At 61.6% G+C, this 18,797-nt stretch carries 17 protein-coding genes; 10 read left to right on the forward strand and 7 right to left on the reverse strand.

Going from position 1 to position 18,797, the window contains the following annotated elements; all coding sequences use genetic code 11:
• The first annotated feature begins 92 nt into the window (after window positions 1–92).
• The 3 genes from hemF to CFBP5499_RS10375 all read left to right on the forward strand — a co-directional run bounded on the left by hemF (window position 93) and on the right by CFBP5499_RS10375 (window position 1,697).
• Entirely contained in the window at window positions 93–1,004 is a 912-nt protein-coding gene (gene hemF / locus CFBP5499_RS10365; protein ID WP_080824579.1) for an oxygen-dependent coproporphyrinogen oxidase, read from the forward strand.
• A 122-nt stretch (window positions 1,005–1,126) separates the two neighbouring features.
• Entirely contained in the window at window positions 1,127–1,393 is a 267-nt protein-coding gene (locus tag CFBP5499_RS10370; protein WP_080824578.1) for a hypothetical protein, read from the forward strand.
• A 118-nt stretch (window positions 1,394–1,511) separates the two neighbouring features.
• The gene (locus tag CFBP5499_RS10375) at window positions 1,512–1,697 is read left to right on the forward strand and encodes a DUF1059 domain-containing protein (protein ID WP_080824577.1); all 186 of its coding nucleotides are present in this window, start codon (window positions 1,512–1,514) and stop codon (window positions 1,695–1,697) included.
• Between the two features lie 26 nt (window positions 1,698–1,723).
• Here CFBP5499_RS10375 and CFBP5499_RS10380 read toward each other — a convergent pair whose 3' ends face one another.
• Genes CFBP5499_RS10380 through CFBP5499_RS10390 form a run of 3 tightly spaced genes read right to left on the reverse strand, consistent with a single transcriptional unit; the run spans window position 1,724 to window position 4,241 of the window.
• Window positions 1,724–2,980 (reverse strand): CCA tRNA nucleotidyltransferase, encoded by a 1,257-nt coding sequence (locus tag CFBP5499_RS10380; protein ID WP_080824576.1) that lies wholly within the window; start codon window positions 2,978–2,980, stop codon window positions 1,724–1,726.
• Window positions 2,977–3,615 (reverse strand): NUDIX hydrolase, encoded by a 639-nt coding sequence (locus CFBP5499_RS10385; protein ID WP_080824575.1) that lies wholly within the window; start codon window positions 3,613–3,615, stop codon window positions 2,977–2,979. Before CFBP5499_RS10385 ends, CFBP5499_RS10380 begins: the two co-directional genes overlap by 4 nt.
• Complete coding sequence (locus CFBP5499_RS10390) at window positions 3,612–4,241, reverse strand: DUF1285 domain-containing protein (RefSeq protein WP_080824574.1); 630 nt, start codon at window positions 4,239–4,241, stop codon at window positions 3,612–3,614. Before CFBP5499_RS10390 ends, CFBP5499_RS10385 begins: the two co-directional genes overlap by 4 nt.
• 186 nt (window positions 4,242–4,427) lie before the next feature.
• On the opposite strand from CFBP5499_RS10390, the gene CFBP5499_RS10395 reads away from it, so the two are divergent.
• The 5 genes from CFBP5499_RS10395 to CFBP5499_RS10415 all read left to right on the forward strand — a co-directional run bounded on the left by CFBP5499_RS10395 (window position 4,428) and on the right by CFBP5499_RS10415 (window position 11,785).
• Window positions 4,428–5,438 carry an AAA family ATPase gene (locus CFBP5499_RS10395; RefSeq protein WP_080824573.1) on the forward strand — a complete coding sequence of 337 codons (1,011 nt, stop codon included), beginning with the start codon at window positions 4,428–4,430 and terminating at the stop codon, window positions 5,436–5,438.
• A 36-nt stretch (window positions 5,439–5,474) separates the two neighbouring features.
• Complete coding sequence (locus CFBP5499_RS10400; RefSeq protein WP_080824572.1) at window positions 5,475–6,389, forward strand: DUF58 domain-containing protein; 915 nt, start codon at window positions 5,475–5,477, stop codon at window positions 6,387–6,389.
• Window positions 6,386–9,196, forward strand: coding sequence for a DUF4159 domain-containing protein (locus tag CFBP5499_RS10405; protein ID WP_080824571.1), 2,811 nt, complete (start codon window positions 6,386–6,388; stop codon window positions 9,194–9,196). Before CFBP5499_RS10400 ends, CFBP5499_RS10405 begins: the two co-directional genes overlap by 4 nt.
• Window position 9,197: 1 nt before the next feature.
• The gene (locus CFBP5499_RS10410; protein WP_080824570.1) at window positions 9,198–11,282 is read left to right on the forward strand and encodes a hypothetical protein; all 2,085 of its coding nucleotides are present in this window, start codon (window positions 9,198–9,200) and stop codon (window positions 11,280–11,282) included.
• Between the two features lie 89 nt (window positions 11,283–11,371).
• A complete protein-coding gene (locus CFBP5499_RS10415) occupies window positions 11,372–11,785 on the forward strand; it encodes a GNAT family N-acetyltransferase (protein WP_080827249.1) in 414 nt (137 codons plus the stop codon).
• 11 nt (window positions 11,786–11,796) lie between these two features.
• On the opposite strand, the gene CFBP5499_RS10420 is transcribed toward CFBP5499_RS10415, so the two are convergent.
• Together CFBP5499_RS10420 and CFBP5499_RS10425 are read right to left on the reverse strand one after the other, a co-directional pair.
• Window positions 11,797–13,110 carry an MFS transporter gene (locus CFBP5499_RS10420; protein WP_080824569.1) on the reverse strand — a complete coding sequence of 438 codons (1,314 nt, stop codon included), beginning with the start codon at window positions 13,108–13,110 and terminating at the stop codon, window positions 11,797–11,799.
• 347 nt (window positions 13,111–13,457) lie between these two features.
• The gene (locus CFBP5499_RS10425) at window positions 13,458–14,024 is read right to left on the reverse strand and encodes a GNAT family N-acetyltransferase (RefSeq protein WP_080824568.1); all 567 of its coding nucleotides are present in this window, start codon (window positions 14,022–14,024) and stop codon (window positions 13,458–13,460) included.
• A gap of 296 nt (window positions 14,025–14,320) precedes the next feature.
• Here CFBP5499_RS10425 and CFBP5499_RS10430 point away from each other — a divergent pair, with 296 nt between their 5' ends.
• Window positions 14,321–15,313: a glutathione S-transferase family protein gene (locus tag CFBP5499_RS10430; RefSeq protein WP_080827248.1), complete on the forward strand. Its 993-nt coding sequence runs from the start codon at window positions 14,321–14,323 to the stop codon at window positions 15,311–15,313.
• A gap of 16 nt (window positions 15,314–15,329) precedes the next feature.
• Here the strand turns inward: CFBP5499_RS10430 and CFBP5499_RS10435 are convergent, their stop codons facing one another.
• Entirely contained in the window at window positions 15,330–15,821 is a 492-nt protein-coding gene (locus CFBP5499_RS10435) for an NUDIX domain-containing protein (protein ID WP_080824567.1), read from the reverse strand.
• A 66-nt stretch (window positions 15,822–15,887) separates the two neighbouring features.
• Between CFBP5499_RS10435 and CFBP5499_RS10440 the strand changes: the two genes are divergently transcribed.
• Complete coding sequence (locus CFBP5499_RS10440; protein WP_080824566.1) at window positions 15,888–16,838, forward strand: metallophosphoesterase family protein; 951 nt, start codon at window positions 15,888–15,890, stop codon at window positions 16,836–16,838.
• 211 nt (window positions 16,839–17,049) lie between these two features.
• Here CFBP5499_RS10440 and leuA read toward each other — a convergent pair whose 3' ends face one another.
• The gene (leuA, locus tag CFBP5499_RS10445) at window positions 17,050–18,759 is read right to left on the reverse strand and encodes a 2-isopropylmalate synthase (protein ID WP_080824565.1); all 1,710 of its coding nucleotides are present in this window, start codon (window positions 18,757–18,759) and stop codon (window positions 17,050–17,052) included.
• Window positions 18,760–18,797: the final 38 nt, after the last annotated feature.

Raw genomic sequence — 18,797 nt, forward strand, 5'->3', positions numbered from 1 at the left:
CGACGCGCCGCCTTGGCGAGTCGAATTTGTGCGCGGCGCAAACACCTGCTAGACGCGGCAGGGAACAGACTTCACCGCAGGAGAGAGAAGATATGGAACGGCCAATCTTGCCGAAGGGCTTGCCCGAGGACATCGAAGACAAGAAGGCCGTAGCCCAGGCATGGTTCCAGCATCTGCGTGACACCATCGTCGCCTCCTTCGAAACCCTGGAAGACGAACTCACCGGCCCGCTTTCCGATCAGGAGCCCGGCCGCTTCGTGCAGAAGGACTGGCTGCGTGATAATGGCGAGGGCGGCGGCGGCAAGATGTCGATGATGGAAGGCCGCGTCTTCGAGAAGGTTGGCGTGCACACCTCCACCGTCTATGGCGAATTTTCGCCCGAGTTCCGCAAGCAGATACCCGGCGCGGAAGAAGACCCGCGCTTCTGGGCCTCCGGCCTTTCGCTCATCGCCCATCCGGTCAATCCGAATGTGCCCGCCGTACATATGAATACGCGGATGGTCGTCACCACCAGCCACTGGTTTGGCGGCGGCGCGGATCTGACGCCGGTGCTGGGCCGCAGGCGGACGCAGCAGGACCCGGATACCCAGCTGTTCCAACGCGCCTTCGAAATCACCTGCAATCGCCACCCCGTCGCTGACTATCCGCGATACAAGACGTGGTGCGACGAGTATTTCTTCCTGAAGCACCGCGATGAGCCGCGCGGCACCGGCGGCATCTTTTTCGACTGGCTGCACCCGCAAGAAGAAAAAGGCGGCTGGGACGCCAATTTCGCCTTCGTGCAGGATGTCGGCCGCGCCTTCAATCTGGTCTATTCGAAAATCGTCCGCGCCAATTTCAACCAGAACTGGACGGAAGAAGACCGCGACGAGCAGCTCATTCGCCGCGGCCGCTACGTGGAATTCAACCTGCTCTACGATCGCGGCACCATCTTCGGCCTGAAGACCGGCGGCAATGTCGAATCGATTCTGTCCTCGCTGCCGCCGGTGGTGCGCTGGCCTTAAAAAACCTCACGCAAATTTGACGCTCATCAGCCAATTTGTCGCAAATAGCGCAAATTAGGACTTATGAAAAAATCAAGGCAGTGGTAGTCTCCTCCCGCAGACGTACTGGAGGAGCTATCGTCATGATTACTTCGAACAGCATGCCTATATCTGCTTCCCCCGAGGGAGCACAGCAATCCATCGATACCCCCGAATTGATTGACCGCCTGGCCGCGGAAATGCGTGCTACGGGCGATCGCGAACTGCCGCATTCCTTTTATGTCGAACAGGTAAAACGCACGCTGGCCGGCAAGACGGTGAAGCGCGCCGACAATGACGAAATGCCTCGTACAAAAATCCCGGCAGCGGGCACATCCTCTGTTTTCCAATGCTGGGCAATGCCCGAATAGGGGCCTTAACAGGCTGGGCGGACGCCGCTCTGGAACATAAGCGGCGAACGTTCGTTTCTTGTCGGAGGGACAGCATTCACAGCAATGCTGTCCCCCGCTTGAACAGGGAGGCAAGACCATGAGACTGTTTGAATGTGGAACGCTTGTGCCCGGCTGCGCCTGGCACACCCGCGCAGACGACGATGCGGAAGTCGTGCGCCGAACCGTCGAACATATGCGCTCGGCCCATGGCGAAACCATCATCCGCGAAAATATGATCGAAAACATCAAGGCCCGCATCCGCGACGAGGCGAATGCGGCTTAAGCCGGAACGCCGTCACTATTGCGGCTTCAATTCTCCAGCATATTCTTGAGCCGGGCGGTCAGCGCTGCCCGGTCGAGCGAGAAATTGACGTCAATCCACTTTTCCTCGAGGCTTTTCAGGACTTCGCCAACCTTCGGACCGGCCTCGACCCCCGCGGCCATCACATCGGCGCCGCTTAACGGGAATCCGGGCTTCCGGAATTTCTCCGCCCTGGCCAGCAGTATCGAAAAACGCGCAACCTTCTGCATGGCTACATCACCGGCTGAAAGATCGGCACGGGCAGCGGCAAGCGCGAGTTTCAGCCGTGCCTTCACACCTTCGACGCCCTGACGGTAAAGCAACCGGTCAAGCGCCGTTTCCTTCATTTCCGGGTCAGCGGCGGGTGCGGAGGCCCAATGGGTCAGATAACCCGCTTCGGCCTTCGATAGCCTCAGCCTTGCGGCAAGGGCCGCCAGCCTGTCCCGGTCCGGCGGCACCATAGCGGCCAGCCGCAGCAGCGGGTCCACCGCCCAGCCGAGCGCCTGTTCGGCCGCCACCAGCCCGTGAATGGCGTCGATACCCCATTTTTCGGTTTCGGGAAGGATTTCCGAGAGAACACCCGATTGCCGCATCCACAGAAGGGCACGCGAGGGATCACGCGCGGAAAGCAGCTTCTTTACCTCGCTCCACACCCGTTCGGCGGAAAGCGTTGCCAGCTTGTCCTTGGCGCGGGCGCTTGCCCTCAGACCATCGGCATCCGGGCGGCCGGATCCGTAATGGGCGAAGAAGCGGAAAAAGCGGAGAATCCGAAGGTAATCTTCCGAAATCCGCGTCGCGGCATCGCCGATGAAGCGCACGGTTCCGGTTTCGATATCGGGCAGTCCATTGATGAGGTCGATGATCTCGCCCGTTTCATCGGCGTAGAGGGCGTTGATGGTGAGGTCCCGCCGCTCGGCATCGGTCTGCCAGTCCGTGCCGAAAGCCACCTGCGCATGGCGGCCATTGGTCTCGACGTCGCGGCGCAGCGTCGTCACCTCGTAACCCTCGCCGTCGATGACAAGCGTTACTGTGCCGTGCTCGATGCCTGTTGGCACCGATTTGATGCCCGCCACCTTCGCCCGCGCAACCACCACATCAGGGGTGAGCGTCGTCGCCATATCGACATCGACAACCGGCTGTTCCATCAGCGCATTGCGCACGGCGCCGCCGACGATCCGCACCTCGCCGCCATCGGCATTCAAAAGCGCGAAGATGCGCTTCAGCGCCGGTTTTTCGAACCAGTCCCGCCCGGCAAGGCTGCTCATGAATAAAACCTCTCGTAAATCGTCCTGACGATGCCCGCCGTAATGCCCCAAATGTAGCGCTCGCCATAGGGCATTTCGTAGAAAAACCGCTCCTTCCCCTGAAAGATGCGGCTGCCGCGCCCGTGATTGGCCGGGTCCATCAGGAAAGACAACGGCACCTCGAAAACCTCATCCACCTCAGTCGGATTGAGCGTCAGGTCAAATCCGGGGCGGACGACCGACAGCACCGGCTTGATGCGGAAACCGGTCCCGGAAATATAGTCCGGCAGACGTCCGACCGTTTCCACGAAAGACCTGGAAAGACCGATTTCCTCTTCCGTCTCGCGCAGCGCCGCTTCCTCCGGCGTGCGGTCTTCGGCATCGATGCCGCCGCCCGGAAAGGAAATCTGGCCGGAATGTTTGCGCAGGGTGGATGTGCGCTGGGTGAAGATCACCCGCGCATCGTTGCCGTCGTCGATAACGGGCACCAGCACCGCGGCATCCTTCAGCTTGATGCCATTGCCAGAAAGCACCACGCCGGGATTGAGCACATGGTCTCCATTCTCCCGCTCGGCCACGCCCTCGCCTTCCTGCAGCACCCGGCGGCGGAAATCACTAGCGGTAAAAGCCTTGAGGCCCATTGTCGTCATCGTCATTGCGAAAGCCGTTCCAGTTCCTTGGCGGGCATCACCGGGAAAATCATCCCGCCCGAACGCACGGCGAACATATCGACGCCATCCACATCGATCACCTCGCCAAGTGCAACGAGATCATACATCACGGCCCGCGAGACGAGCGCCTCCAGCCTGCCGCGCACCAGAATATAGGGCTTCAATTCACGGTTCTCACCGAAAATTTCAAAGCGCAGCGGATGCTCCGGTCCCGCCTCCACCACATCGCCGACATTGGTGCGGAAGGTGAGCAAAGGCTCGCCGCCCTCCTCTCCCGCAGTCGCCTTCATCTCCACCGCCACGAAAGGCGCATCCACCACGCGGATGCCGACTTTTTCCACAGGAGTTACGAGATAGGTTTTGCCGTCCTCATCCTTGCGCAGAACCGTGGAAAACAGCCGCACCAAAGGTGCCCTGCCGATGGGGGTGCCGAGATAGAACCAGGTGCCATCGGCACGGATTTCCATGTCGAGATCGCCGCAAAAAGGCGGATTCCAGCGCTCCACCGGGGCCGGCCCGCGCTTGGCATCGCCGGTCTGTTCGGAGGCACGCGAAATCATCGCCGCAAGCCCTGCCGCATCATCAGCCGAATTTATCGTCTCCGCTGCCATATTCGAGTCTCGCTTTGCCGATAAGGAAATACTAAGTCACGACATAGTCATTCGAATGGTGCTTGTCAGCGGCCAAGAGAGCAATAAGCTATATGCAGCGCAAAATCCGCACGAGGTCCGGCTTGGCCCACTGCCAGCAAAACCGGGATGCGAATGTGACAGCGGCGAAGGTATGAGGAGAGCGACATGGGCGTGATGAATACCGGCGAAACCCTCGATGAAAAGGCCATCGTCGCCTCGGCCGAAAAGGCGCTTTCCGACATTGCGGCGATCCGCACGGAAGTCTCCAAGGTCATTTTCGGGCAGGAAAAAGTGGTGCAGAACACGCTGCTTGCCATCCTTTCCGGTGGCCATGCGCTGCTCGTCGGCGTTCCCGGTCTTGCCAAGACCAAGCTCGTTACCACGCTCGGCACCGTGCTCGGCCTCGATGCAAACCGCATCCAGTTCACGCCGGACTTGATGCCGTCGGATATTCTCGGTTCCGAAGTCATGGATCAGGATGAAAACGGCCGCCGTTCCTTCCGCTTCATCAAGGGCCCGATTTTCGGCCAGCTGCTGATGGCCGACGAAATCAACCGCGCCAGCCCGCGCACGCAGTCCGCGCTGCTGCAGGCCATGCAGGAATATCACATCACCATGGCCGGCCAGACCTATGAGCTGCCGAAGCCGTTCCATGTTCTTGCCACCCAGAACCCGCTGGAACAGGAAGGCACCTATCCGCTGCCGGAAGCCCAGCTCGACCGCTTCCTGCTGCAGGTGGATGTCGGTTACCCCGAGCTGGCCGCCGAACGCCAGATTCTGCTCGATACGACAGGCACCGCCTCCGGCGAAGCGCGCCCGGTGATCGGCGCCGAACGCCTGATGGAAATTCAGGCCCTCATCCGCCAGATGCCGGTCAGCGACAAGGTCGTCGATGCAATCCTGTCACTTGTCCGCTCCGCCCGCCCCGGCCACGGCAACAAATTGACCGATAAACACGTTGTCTGGGGTCCGGGCCCGCGCGCCGGCCAGTCGCTGATGCTGACGGCCCGCGCCCGCGCGCTCTACGAAGGCAGGCTCGCCCCATCGCTGGACGATGTCCATGCGCTGGCCGAACCGGTGCTGGAACACCGCATGGCGCTGACCTTCGCGGCCCGTGCCGAAGGCATGTCGGTGCGCGATGTCATTGCAGCCCTCGTGGAGCAGGCGAAGAATTAAAAACCGCGAGCCCAACCTTTCGCGAAAGGAGTGCCTGTGGCATCCATCGGCCAGATCGTAGACAAGACGCCGGGTAGCGAAGTTCTGGCGCGCGCGCGCCAGCGCGCCGCACTGGTGCCGGACTGCATGGTCGAGGCAAAACGCATCGCCAACACCGTCACCGCCGGCTGGCACGGCCGCCGCAAGCGCGGCATCGGCGAGAATTTCTGGCAGTTCCGCCCCTATGCCGAAGGCGAAAGCCTGTCGCGCATCGACTGGCGGCGCTCGGCCCGCGACGACCATACCTATGTGCGCGACCGAGAGTGGGAGGCGGCCCACACCATCTGGCTCTGGGCCGACATGTCGCCGTCGATGATGTTCAAATCCACCCTCGGCTCGGTCTCCAAGGAAAGCCGCGCGCTGGTGCTTATGCTGGCGCTGGCGGAAATCCTTGCGCGCTCCGGCGAGCGCATCGGCTGCCCGGGCATCATGGAGCCGGTCTCGGCCAGAAACGCCGCCGAACGGCTGGCCGCCGCCATCATGCATGCGCCGCTGACGACAGGCATGCCGGAAACGGGCATGATCCGCGGCGCGAGCGATATCGTCCTGATCGGCGATTTTCTCGATGATGCGAAAAACGTGATGGAGCGGATTTCGCCCTTGGCGCGGCGCGGCCTGCGCGGCCATGTGGTGGAAATCGCCGATCCGGCCGAAGAGACCTTCCCCTATTCCGGCCGCACAGAATTCAGCGATCCCGAAACCGGTGAAAAACTCGTTTCCGGCCGCGCCGAAACCATTCGCGAGGATTACACCCGCGCCTATCTCGCAAGGCGCGAGGCCCTGTCCTCGTCGTTGCGCCGTCTCGGCTGGAACTTCGTGTTCCACCGCACCGATCATCTCGCCTCCGAGGCGCTTGTCGCCATGCACATGTATTTGTCCGGCGCGCCGGCACAGGGCGGTGGCCATCGATGAGCGCATTGCCTTTCGTCTTCACCAGCCCCTACATCCTCTTCGGCCTGCTGGCGCTGCCCGCCATCTGGTGGCTGCTGCGGCTCACCCCGCCGCGCCCCAAGGCGGAGGTTTTTCCGCCGCTGAAGATTCTGGCCACGGTGCTGAAGCGCGAGGAAACGCCGTCCAAAAGCCCATGGTGGCTGACATTGCTGCGCATCGCGCTCGCCGCCGCCGTGATTTTCGCGCTGGCCGATCCGGTGGTGAACCCGCGCAACAACAGCATTGCCGGCTCCGGCCCGCTGGTGCTGGTGGTCGATAATAGCTGGGCCTCCGCACCCGACTGGGAGAGACGCGTTGCAACCGCTCAGGCCCTGATCGGCGATGCGGAAAGGGCCGACCGCCCCGTCTCCATCAGCTTCACCGCCGATGCCGAACATGATGCCGTGTCGGGAACGACAGCCGTGGCGCTGGAAAAGCTCGCCGCCGCCAAGCCGAAACCGCTGATGCCGGACCGCGTGCGCACGGCCGAAGCCATCACCGAAGCGCTGAACGGCACAACTCCCGGCACGCTCGCTTATATTGCCGATGGCGTTCAAACCGCGCAGGATGAAAACGCGATGCGAACGCTTGCCAGCCTCTCGCCCGCCGAATTCCGCATCGTGAAGGGCGACGGCAAGGCCATCGCCGCCATTACCGGTGCCACCAACAATGCCGATGCCATGAGTGTTAGCCTTTCACGGCTCGATACGGCCGAAGCGGCAAGCATCACCGTCAATGCACAGGACAGTCAGGGCCGTATCCTCGCCAATGGCGCCGCCAGCTTCGCGCCCGGCGCGGCCGAAACGACGGCAACGGTGGAAGCACCCTTCGAACTGCGCAACGATTTCGCCCGCCTCTCCATCGAGGGTGTCTCGACGGCGGGTGCGGTGCATCTTCTGGACGACGGTTTCCGCCGCCGCCGCGTGGCGCTGCTAGCCGGTGAAACCGGCAATGATTTCCAGCCGCTCCTCCAGCCGCTTTATTACATCAGCCGCGCCCTCCAGCCTTTTGTCGATCTCATTCCGCAGCGGCAGGCCGATCTGGCGCAGGCGATCCCGGAAATCCTGCAATCAAACCCGTCCGTCATCGTCATGGCCGATATCGGTCGTCTGCCGCAGGAAACCTATCAGCCGCTGCAACGCTGGCTCGCCGGCGGTGGCACGTTGATCCGCTTCGCCGGGCCGCGCCTTGCCGCAGCCCCCGCCGACGATCCGCTGGTGCCGGTGACATTGCGCCAGGGCGAACGCGCACTCGGCGGTGCACTCTCCTGGGCCGAACCGCAGCCGCTTGCCGATTTCCCCGCTTTCGGCGCTTTCGCCGGTATGCCGAAGGCTGATGGCATTCTCGTCAAACGACAGGTTCTGGCCGAGCCGACGCCGGATCTGGCCGAACGTACCTGGGCAAGCCTTGCTGACGGCACGCCGCTCGTCACCACCCGCAATGTCGAGGCTGGCCGCATCGTGCTATTCCATGTCAGCGCCGAGGCCAGCTGGTCCGACCTGCCGATATCGGGCCATTTTGTCGATATGCTGCGCCGTATCGTGCAACTTTCCAAGGCAGGCGGCGCGTCCGCCGCCGCCAATGCGCCGGCTGCAGCCCAACCACCGTTCCGCCTGTTGACAGCAGAAGGCGCGATGTCTGCGGAAATCGGCACTGCCCGCCCGCTCGAAATGCGTGCCGGCCAGCCGCCCCACACCGGTTTCGACAATCCCCCCGGCCTTTACGGCACAGAGGATGGTTTCGTGGCTCTCAATCTCCTGCCCGCAGGTGCTACGCTGCGTCCGCTCGACACATCCGTTGCAGGTGTCGGCACGACAAACGAAGCCCTGATCGGCGAAACGGCAAAATCGCTGCGCCCCGCCCTCTTCATCGCCGCCTTCCTGATGCTGATTGCCGATAGCCTGATCGTGCTCTTCATGAACGGCGCCTTCGCGCGCCTGCCGAAAGCCCGCAGCGCGACAGTCGCTGCAATGCTTCTCGCGCTTGGCGTCTTCGCCGCGATGTCCCCAACGGACGCCCGCGCAGACGATCCCAAACCCGGCGACGAGCAGATATTCGAGCGGCTGGACACCACCCATCTCGCCTATGTCCGCACTGGCGAGGACGATGTCGACCGCATTTCCGAACAGGGTTTGCAGGGGTTGAGCGAATTCCTCACCTGGCGCACAACGCTGGAACCCGGCCAGCCTGTTGGGCTCGATATCTCCAAGGATGAATTGTCGTTTTATCCGATCATCTACTGGCCGGTATCGGCGACTGCCCCCATGCCGTCGAGCGCTGCCATTTCCCGCATCGATGCCTATATGCGCGCCGGCGGCACCGTGCTGTTTGACACGCGTGACCAGTTCTCCTCACTCGATAGCGGCGCAACCAGCGCCAATGGCGAGCGCCTTCAGGCGATCCTCGCCAATATCGATATTCCGCCGCTGGAGCCCGTGCCGGAAGACCACGTTCTGACGCGGTCCTTCTACCTGCTCACCAATTTCCCCGGCCGTTACAATGGTTCGCCGCTCTGGGTGGAATCCCGCCAGGGCGCGGCCAAGACCACCTCCGGCCTCTCCTCATCTGGCGATGGGGTGACGCCGATCATGATAACGGGCAATGATTTCGCCGGTGCCTGGGCCGTCGATCCGCAGGGCGCGCCGGTTCTGCCCACAGTGCCGCCGGATGAGATGCAGCGCGAACACGCCTTCCGCTCCGGCGTCAACATCATGATGTATATGCTGACCGGCAACTACAAGGCCGATCAGGTCCACGTTCCCGCACTTCTCGAACGGTTGGGGCAGTGACATGACATTGACCTTCGCCCCCTTCCTGCCGTGGATCGTGATCGCCGTTCTGGCCGTCGCAGCGCTTGCCCTTTCCTTCATCGGCCTCTGGCGCGGCGTGCGTGGCGCATGGCTGCGTGGAGTAGCACTTGTCGCCCTTCTTGCGGCCATCGCCAATCCGCTTCTGACGCAGGAGGAGCGCGAGCCGCTTTCCACCATCGTGCCCGTCATCGTTGACCGCTCGCAGAGTCAGGACGTGCAGGACCGGCCGCAAATGACCGATACGGCGCTGGAGACGCTGAAAGACCGGCTCTCCCGCTTCCCGCGTATCGAACCGCGTATCGTCGAAGTGCGCGATGATGGGGAGAGCGATTCCCCCTCGACCCAGCTTTTCTCGGCGCTCTCCTCCGCCGTTTCCGATGTCTCGCCGTCCCGCGTCGGCGGCGCGATCTTCCTCAGTGATGGCCAGATTCACGATATCCCCAATGCGCTGCCCAATGCCGAACAGGCGCTTGGCTTCCGCGCCCCCGTGCACGGGCTCATCACCGGCAAGGCCGATGAATTCGACCGCCGTATCGAGATCGTCCGCGCCCCGCGTTTCGGCATCGTCAATGAAGAACAGCAGCTGACACTGCGTGTGTTTGATGACGGCCGCCCCGCAGGCGGTGGCTCGGCAGAAGTGACGGTGAAGATGAATGGCGAAGAAATCGCCACGCTACAGGCCACACCCGGCCAGCCGACGCCGTTCAATTTCAAGGTTCCGCGTGGCGGCAACAATGTCATGGAATTTTCGGTCGCCGAACTTCCCGGCGAAGTAACGGCTGCCAACAACCGCGCCGTCCATCTGATCGAAGGCATCCGTCAGAATCTCCGCGTGCTGCTCGTCTCCGGCGAGCCGCATGCCGGCGAACGCGCCTGGCGCAACCTCCTGAAATCCGACGCCTCGGTCGATCTGGTGCATTTCACAATTCTGCGCCCGCCGGAAAAACAGGATGGCACGCCGATCAACGAATTGTCGCTGATCGCCTTCCCCACCCGCGAATTGTTTGTCGAGAAGATCAACGATTTCGATCTCATCATCTTCGACCGCTACCAGCATCGCGGCGTGCTGCCGATCCTTTATTACGATTACATCGCCCAATATGTCGAAAAGGGCGGCGCACTCTTGATCGCAGCCGGACCGGAACATGCCGGTCAGGATTCGATCGCCATGACCCCGCTCGCCTCAGTTCTGCCGGCGCAGCCAACAGGTCAGGTGCATCAGGCCGCCTTTTATCCGCGCCTTTCGGAAGCCGGCAAGAAACATCCTGTCACCCGTGGGCTGGAAGGCTCAGGCAACGAACCGCCGCAATGGGGCCGCTGGTTCCGCACCATCAGCGTCGATCCGCCGCAAGGCCAGACCGTGATGCTGGGCGACGGGCAGGACCCGCTTCTGGTACTCAATCGCCAGGGTGAAGGCCGTGTCGCCATGCTGCTGTCCGATCAGGGCTGGCTCTGGGCGCGTGGCTACGAGGGCGGTGGCCCGCATGTGGCGCTGTACCGCCGCATCGCCCACTGGCTGATGAAGGAACCGGAGCTTGAAGAAGAGGCGTTGACGGCGCGAGCCAATGGCCGCACCCTGCAGATCACCCGCCAGACCATCGGCGACGACCCCGGTCAGGCGAGCGTGCGTTTCCCTTCCGGCAAGACCGAGAACATGGCCTTCACCACCACCGAGCCCGGCCTTTACAGGATCGAGCGCCGCATGGATGAAACCGGCCTGTTCGAGATCAAGAACGGCGATTTCACCACCCTCGTCCATGTCGGCGCGGTGGATGCGCCGGAATTCAAGGCTATGATTTCAACGACCGAAACGCTGAAACCGCTGGCCGACGCCACCAAAGGCAGCGTGCACCGGGTGGCCGATAATTCCGGCCGTATCGCCCTTCCCGATATATTGCCCGTCCGCGGTGACATCAGGGTTGCGGACGAGGACCGCATGCTGATACGCCTGACCGACGAGACGGTGCTGAAAGGCGTCAACACCCTGCCTCTGTTTGCCGGTTTTGCCGGGCTTGGCGCCCTGCTGCTTGCCTTTTCCGCGCTCTGGTGGCGTGAGGGCCGGTAAAGATGCTTCGACCCGGCGGCCGCGCCGGGCTTCTCCGCCTCCGGTTGAAACCCAAATCGGTCGCCGCCCGGCGTCTGGAGAAAAACACCATGAATTTCGTTTTGAGCGACGTCGCGGATCCAGAGGCCGAAAAGGCCATTCGCGATCCGCTGGTGGCCTACAATATCGCCCGTTTCGGCGAAAGCGATAAACGCGAACTCAACATCACCATTCGTGATGAAGACAACGTCGTTATCGGTGGTCTGGTTGGCCATACCGCGCGCGGCTGGCTTTACGTGCAGCTTCTTTTCGTGCCGGAAGCCATGCGCGGCCAGGGCATGGCCCCGAAGCTTCTCGCAATGGCGGAGGGGGAAGCACGAAAACGCGGCTGCATGGGCGCCTACATCGACACCATGAACCCGGACGCCTTGAGGACCTACGAACGCTTCGGTTTCACGAAGATCGGTTCGCTCGCGCCGCTTTCCACCGGCCAGTCGATCACATGGCTGGAAAAACGCTTCTGATCGCGTACCAGTCAGGTCAGCGCAACCTGCCGCGTTTCCGCATTGATCATGGTCGCCGCAATGGCGGCCAGCACCAGCAGCCCGGCAAATATGCCGATCGCGACCCCAAAACCCTGCGCGATCGCATAACCCAGCAGAGATGGCGCCAGCAGGCCGCCGAGCCTTGCCATGGCGCCCGCAGCCCCCATGCCGGTCGCCCGTGACTCCGTCGGGTAAAGTTCCGGCGTGAAAGCATAAAGCGCACCCCAGGTGCCAAGCAGCGCAAAGCTCATGATGAGAAGCGAAGCGGCAATCATTACTCCACCGGTGGCAAGGGTAAAGAGCAGGCAGCCGAGCGCTGAGAGCAGGCAGAAACCGATCAGCGTCGGCTTGCGGCCCCATTGTTCGACGCCATAGGCGGCAAGCGCATAACCGGGGATTTGCGCCAGCGCCACCAGCACCAGAAACCCATAACCGCGCACGAAGCCGAAACCGTCTCCCGCCAGTTTCGCCGGCATCCAGGTGAAGACACCATAATAGGAGACGGAGACGAGAAACCAGATGGCGAGGATCATGATGCTGCGCTGGCGGAGCGCCGGTGAAAATATCCCCTGCCCCTTGGTCACGTCAGGCTGGAAAAGCCCGGTTCCGGCATCGAGCGGCGCGTGGCCATTGGTCACCAGCATGCGGTTGACGACGGCCTTGGCTTCTTCGGATCGCCCAGTGCGCAGCAGGTAGAGCGGCGATTCCGGCACCAGAAAGCGAAGCCCGAGGCCAAGAACGGCTGGGAAAGCCGTCACCGCGAAAATATAACGCCAGGCATCGGCCACGCCAGCAAGGCTGGCACCCCACGCCGCCAGCGCCACGATCAGCGTGCCGACGGCCCAGAAACCTTCCAGAAAGACCAGCCAGCGCCCGCGATTTTTGGCAGGCAGGAACTCCGCCATCATCGCATAATCCACCGGCAGCGTGCCGCCCACTGCCGCCCCGGTGAGAAAACGCAGGATGAGCAAAATGGTGAAATCAGGCGAGAATATCGAAAGCACGCCGAACAGGGCATCGCAGGCCACGGTAACGATCAGCACCCGGCGACGCCCATATCGGTCCGCCAGACGCCCGAAACCGGCAGCACCCAGCAACATGCCGAAAAAGAACGCGGTGCCGGTCTGCAACGCCTGCGGCACCGTCAGGCCGAAGGTTGCGGCAATCGAGGCGGCGGTGAAGCCGACGGCAAGAACCTGCATGGCGTCCGCTGCCCAGACAAGGCCGAATATGCCCATCAGCCGCCGCTGATAGGCGCCCGCGCCTGCGCGCTCCAGCGCATCGTTCATGGTGATTGCCGTCATGCCCGTCCCCTTCGAAATCGACTTCCGATTGCTATCTTATAGGGGGAGAAACGGAATTGAATTTTCGCGAGGGCGCGGCATCGTTTCAAGATAGAACACCATCGCCGCCCTCACTATACGTTTCCACCATACAAGAATGGAGATCTGCACGGCAGCCTCGATATTCGCCGTAATTTGCGGCGCTTCAACCTCCGTCATACCGGCCTTGAGCCGGTATCCAGCCAGCCCAAGTCCTTGGGCTGAAAGGAGTCTTTTCTCCACGCCGACGCGTGTCGGCTGGATTCCGGCTCAAGGCCGGAATGACGGGTCCGTTGGTAAAATATCAATCCCGCCGTAAAGGACATGCCTCAGCCGTAAACCCTGAGAGGCTCCTCGAAACCCTCATCTTCCGCAGTAGCAGGCATGACGGCCTCGCAGTTGCGCCAGCCGATCTTGCCCTTCAGCCGCTGATGAACGTCGTCGCCAAGCGGCACCACAAGCACCCGGTTCGGGTCAACCGGCCCCGGAAAATCGAGCGCCGCATAAGCAACCTTTTCGAAACCAAGCGGCATGTAATAGGGCGGATCACCGATCAGAATGACAGCCTCGGAGCCCTTGCGCCGGGCTGCCGCAATGGCGATCCGGACGAGTTCGCGGCCGATGCCCATATTCTTGTGCGAAGGCCGAACCGCAAGCGGTCCAAGCATATGGCCCTTCACCCCACCGGCCAGAACCGGCGTCATGCGCACCGAAGCAATGGTTTCGCCATCGTCAGCGCAGACGAAGGACAGCGACCGGTCATGCGGCCCCTGCTCGCGGATGCGCGCCGCTGCACGGGTGTGCCGGCCGGGACCAAATGCTTCTTCGTTGATGACTTCGATGATGGCGTCGTGCGACGCGTCCTCGGTGAGGTAGACAAGATCGTGCTTGGACATGAAGAGACCGAAACTTCCAGAATGCGGATGCGACAATAGATGACGGCTGCGCCGGTAAGGGCGTTCAGGAGCGTCAGCGTCGTCGGAGCATCCGTGGTTCGATCATAGTCAGCAATTTCCTCAGATTTGTGAAAATCGCAATTATCAGGAAAATTCCCACCCGTCCAGAACAAATCTCGAGGCCATCCCATTCAGCCTGTGCAGGACCGGAAACGCATTGTTCAATGCCTTGCGGGTTCGCGGCGTCGCGCAAAGCAGGTAGGATCGCGGTCAAGGAAACAGACAAGGAGATCGTCATGGGCATGCTGGTGGAAGGCGTATGGAAAGACGTCTGGTACGACACCAAGGAAACCAAGGGGCATTTCAAACGCAGCGCCTCGCAATTCCGCAACTGGGTCACAGTGGATGGCGCAGCCGGCCCCTCCGGAGAAGGCGGTTTCGAGGCGGAGAAGGATCGTTACCACCTCTATGTTTCCTTCGCCTGCCCGTGGGCACACCGTACGCTGATCTTCCGCAAGCTGAAAAAGCTGGAAGACCTGATCTCGGTCTCCGTCGTTGATCCGCTGATGCTGGAAAACGGCTGGGAGTTCAAGCCTGAGGGCGAGCGCACGCCGGGCGCGACGCAGGATCACCTGTTCGGCTCCTCCACGCTCTGGCAGGTCTACACGAAAGCGGACCCCAACTATTCCGGGCGTGTCACCGTACCGGTCCTCTGGGATAAAAAGCGCGGCACCATTGTCTCCAATGAATCGGCGGAAATCATCCGCATGTTCAACGTGGCCTTCAACGACCTCACCGGATCGGACGCGGATTATTACCCCGAGGCGCTGCGCGCCGAGATCGATGCGCTGAACGACGTCATCTACGACACCGTCAATAACGGCGTCTACAAGGCCGGTTTCGCCACCACGCAGGATGCCTATCAGCAGAATGCGGTGAAGGTGTTCGAAACGCTGGACATGCTGGAAGACCGCCTGAAGGACCGGCGCTTCCTGTTCGGTTCAGAACAGACGGAAGCGGACTGGCGCCTGTTCACCACGCTGGTGCGGTTCGACCCTGTCTATGTCGGCCATTTCAAATGCAACATCCGCCGCATCCACGACTATCCGCATCTGACGGGCTACCTGCGCGATCTCTACCAGACACCGGGCGTGCCTGACACGGTCGATATGCGCCATATCAAGGAGCATTATTACCGCAGCCACCGCACCATCAATCCGACCGGCGTCGTGCCCATCGGCCCGGAACTGGACCTGACAATGGCCCATGGCCGCGAGGCGCTCGCCTGACGGAAGCCACCCGCCGCTACCAGTGGTCGGCAATTTCCGCTTCGCCGGCAAGCTCGGCAAGGCGGCGGCGGGTGGCGGGTGTCACCCCTTCCGGCAGGTCTGAAAGCTCGAAAAAGCCGCTTTCGGTAATCTCGTAATCCGGCTTTTTCGGTTGAGTCTGGGTGACATCAAGCCGGTAAAGCGTGACATGATCGCGATTGCTGCCCTCCAGATTGAGATAGACGTGGAAAAGCTCCGGCTTTGAGGCCGCTTCGAGATTGCCTTCCTCGCGAATTTCCTTTTGCAGCGCCATCAGCAGCGTCTCACCACGCTCCACGCCGCCGCCCGGCAGATACCAGCCGGGCAGATAGGTGTGCCGCACCAGAAAAATCCTGCCCTTTTCATCGAAGCAGGCCGCACGCACGCCAAGCGTGGCCCCGCGCGTGAGCAGAAAAACGAAATGCAGAAAGCGGATGAAGACACGCATGTGGAACGGACGGGCCTTCTGCCCGGTTGTCTCGTCATTCACCCTGGTTTCTCCCCGCTGGCAGGCTTTTATTGGACGTGCCGCATATCATAGGTTATCTCTGCCGCCATGTTCAAACTTGCGCATATTTCAGACGTCCATTTAGGGCCATTGCCAAAGCTCACTTTCCGGGAACTTGCATCCAAGCGTATCACCGGTTTCGTCAACTGGCACCGCAACCGCCGCAAGCATCTCTTCACCGATACGCTGGAAAAACTGCTCGACGATCTCGAGACAAAATCACCGGACCATCTGGCTATTACCGGCGATCTCGTCAATCTTGCGACGGGCATCGAAATCCGCGCCGCCGCCGACTGGCTGGAGGAAGTGGGTGAGCCTGAAAAGACCTCCGTCGTTCCCGGCAATCACGACGCCTATGTGTCCGGCGCGCACGACAAGGCCATGCAGGCCTGGTATCCTTACGTGCGCGGTGACGGCGACCCCGCGGAATGGGACGACGACCGCAAGATTTTCCCTTATATGCGGGTGCGCGGCCCGGTGGCGCTGATCGGCTGTTCCACCTCGATTGCCACGCCGCCCTTCTCCGCGACAGGATATTTTGGCAACCGGCAGGCCCGCGCCACGGCGGAGCTGCTGAAAAAAGCCGGTGAACAGGGCTTGTTCCGCGTTGTGATGATCCATCATCCGCCGATCCGGGGTGCGGCTGCCGCTCATAAACGCATGTTCGGCATGCGCCGTTTTGCAGCCGCGCTCGGCGTCGGCGGCGCGGAGCTTGTGCTGCATGGTCATACGCATTTGAACACGGTCTATTGGCTGAACACCCATCACGGGGAAGACCACATCCCGGTCGTCGGCATTGCCTCCGCCAGCCAGGGACCGGGCGGCGAAAAACCGCGCGCGGCCTATAATCTTTTCAACATTTCCGGCGGTCCCGGCACCTGGAACGTCGCCTGCGAACGGCATAGCCTCAATGAGACGGGGACGGGTGTGGCGCTTGAGGATATCAGGGTGTTTTATGAAAACGGGCGGCCGCTGGGGTTTCCGCGGTTGGGGGAATAGAGGCCGGGCAGTGATGTCAGTGGGTGTGGTTCACCCCCCTCTGCCCTGCCGGGCATCTCCCCCTCAAGGGGGGAGATCGGCAAGAGGCGCTACCACCATTTCATTCTGGAGCATCAAGATGGCCGAGGGCTCGCCTCGGATCTATCTCCCCCCTTGAGGGGGAGATGCCCGGCAGGGCAGAGGGGGGTAAAGCCCCACCCTAAAAGCAAGCTTACTTCGCCCGCTCTTCCAGCACCCGATTGGCCGCCGAAACAATCGCCTCCAGCGACGCCGCCACGATATTCGTGTTGATCCCCGCCCCGAACAGCTTACCCCCCGGATGCTCCATTTCGACATAGGCGATAGCCGAGGCATTCGAGCCATGCTGCAGCGAATGCTCCGAATAATCATTCACCGACAGATCAATGCCGAGATAGACCGAGAGCGCATTGATGAACCCGTCGATAGGACCGGTTCCCTTGCCCTCGATGCGTTTCACCTCGCCATTGTCGGTGATTTCGGCAGCGACGATACGCACGCCCTTGAAATCGCCGGCCGGATAGGTGTGGTGATCGACGAACTTGATGCGCGCATTCGGCTGCGTCACATAGCGCTCGATAAAGCGCTCATAGATGCGCTTGGCCGGCAATTCCACACCCTCTTCATCGGTGATGCGCTGGATCTCCTCGCGGAACTCCACCTGCAGGTTGCGCGGCAGGTTGATGCCGTAATCCTGCTGCAGAATATAGGCGATGCCACCTTTGCCGGACTGCGAGTTGATGCGGATGATCGCCTCGTAGGAACGGCCGACATCCTTCGGGTCGATCGGCAGATAGGGCACTTCCCAGACGGGATGATTGGCAACCTTGATCGCCTTCATGCCCTTGTTGATCGCATCCTGATGCGAGCCGGAAAACGCCGTGTAGACCAGTTCGCCGACATAAGGGTGGCGCTCGGGGATCGTCATCTCGTTGGAATATTCATAGACCGCCTTGATGCGCTCGATATCGCGGCAATCCAGTTCCGGATCGACGCCCTGCGTATACATGTTCAGCGCCAGCGTCACGACATCGACATTGCCGGTGCGCTCGCCGTTACCAAACAGCGTGCCTTCGACGCGGTCCGCACCGGCCATCAGGCCCAGCTCGGTCGCGGCGATGCCCGTGCCGCGGTCATTATGAGGATGCAGCGAGATGATGACGTTTTCGCGATTATCGATATTGCGGCACATCCATTCGATCTGGTCGGCATAGATGTTCGGCGTCGCCATTTCCACCGTGGAAGGCAGGTTCAGGATCAGCTTGTTATCCGCCGTCGGCTTCACAACCTCGACCACCGCGTTGCAGATTTCCAGCGCCACTTCCAGCTCGGTGCCGGTAAAACTCTCAGGCGAATATTCGAAGCGGAAACCGCCGCCGGCCTTGGCTGCCATGTCAGTAATCATCTTGGCCGCATCGACGGCGATTTGCTTGATGCCGTGTACATCCTTGCCGAACACCACGCGGCGCTGCAGTTCAGAGGTTGAATTGTAGAAGTGGATGATCGGCTTGTTGGCGCCTTCCAGTGCTTCAAACGTGCGGGTGATCAGTTCCGGGCGGCACTGCACCAGCACCTGCAGGGACACGTCGTCAGGCACATTGCCCTGTTCCACGCACCAGCGGGCGAAATCAAAGTCGGTCTGCGAGGCCGACGGGAAACCGATTTCGATTTCCTTGAAGCCCATTTCGAGCAGCAGCTTGAACATGCGGGCCTTGCGGTCGTGGCCCATGGGGTTGACCAGCGACTGGTTGCCATCGCGCAGATCCACCGAACACCAGATCGGCGCCTTCTCGATGGTCTTGCCCGGCCAGGTGCGGTCAGGGATATTGATGGTCGGGTAAGGGCGATACTTCACGCTCGCGTCGTTCATGCCCTTGGAAATATTGGTGATCTTGCCGTCCATGTCGCGTCCTCCTTGCGCAGTCCGCGGGCGTCTGGAGC

This window comes from Agrobacterium tumefaciens (assembly GCF_005221325.1).
In the GTDB taxonomy this organism is placed as follows: domain Bacteria; phylum Pseudomonadota; class Alphaproteobacteria; order Rhizobiales; family Rhizobiaceae; genus Agrobacterium.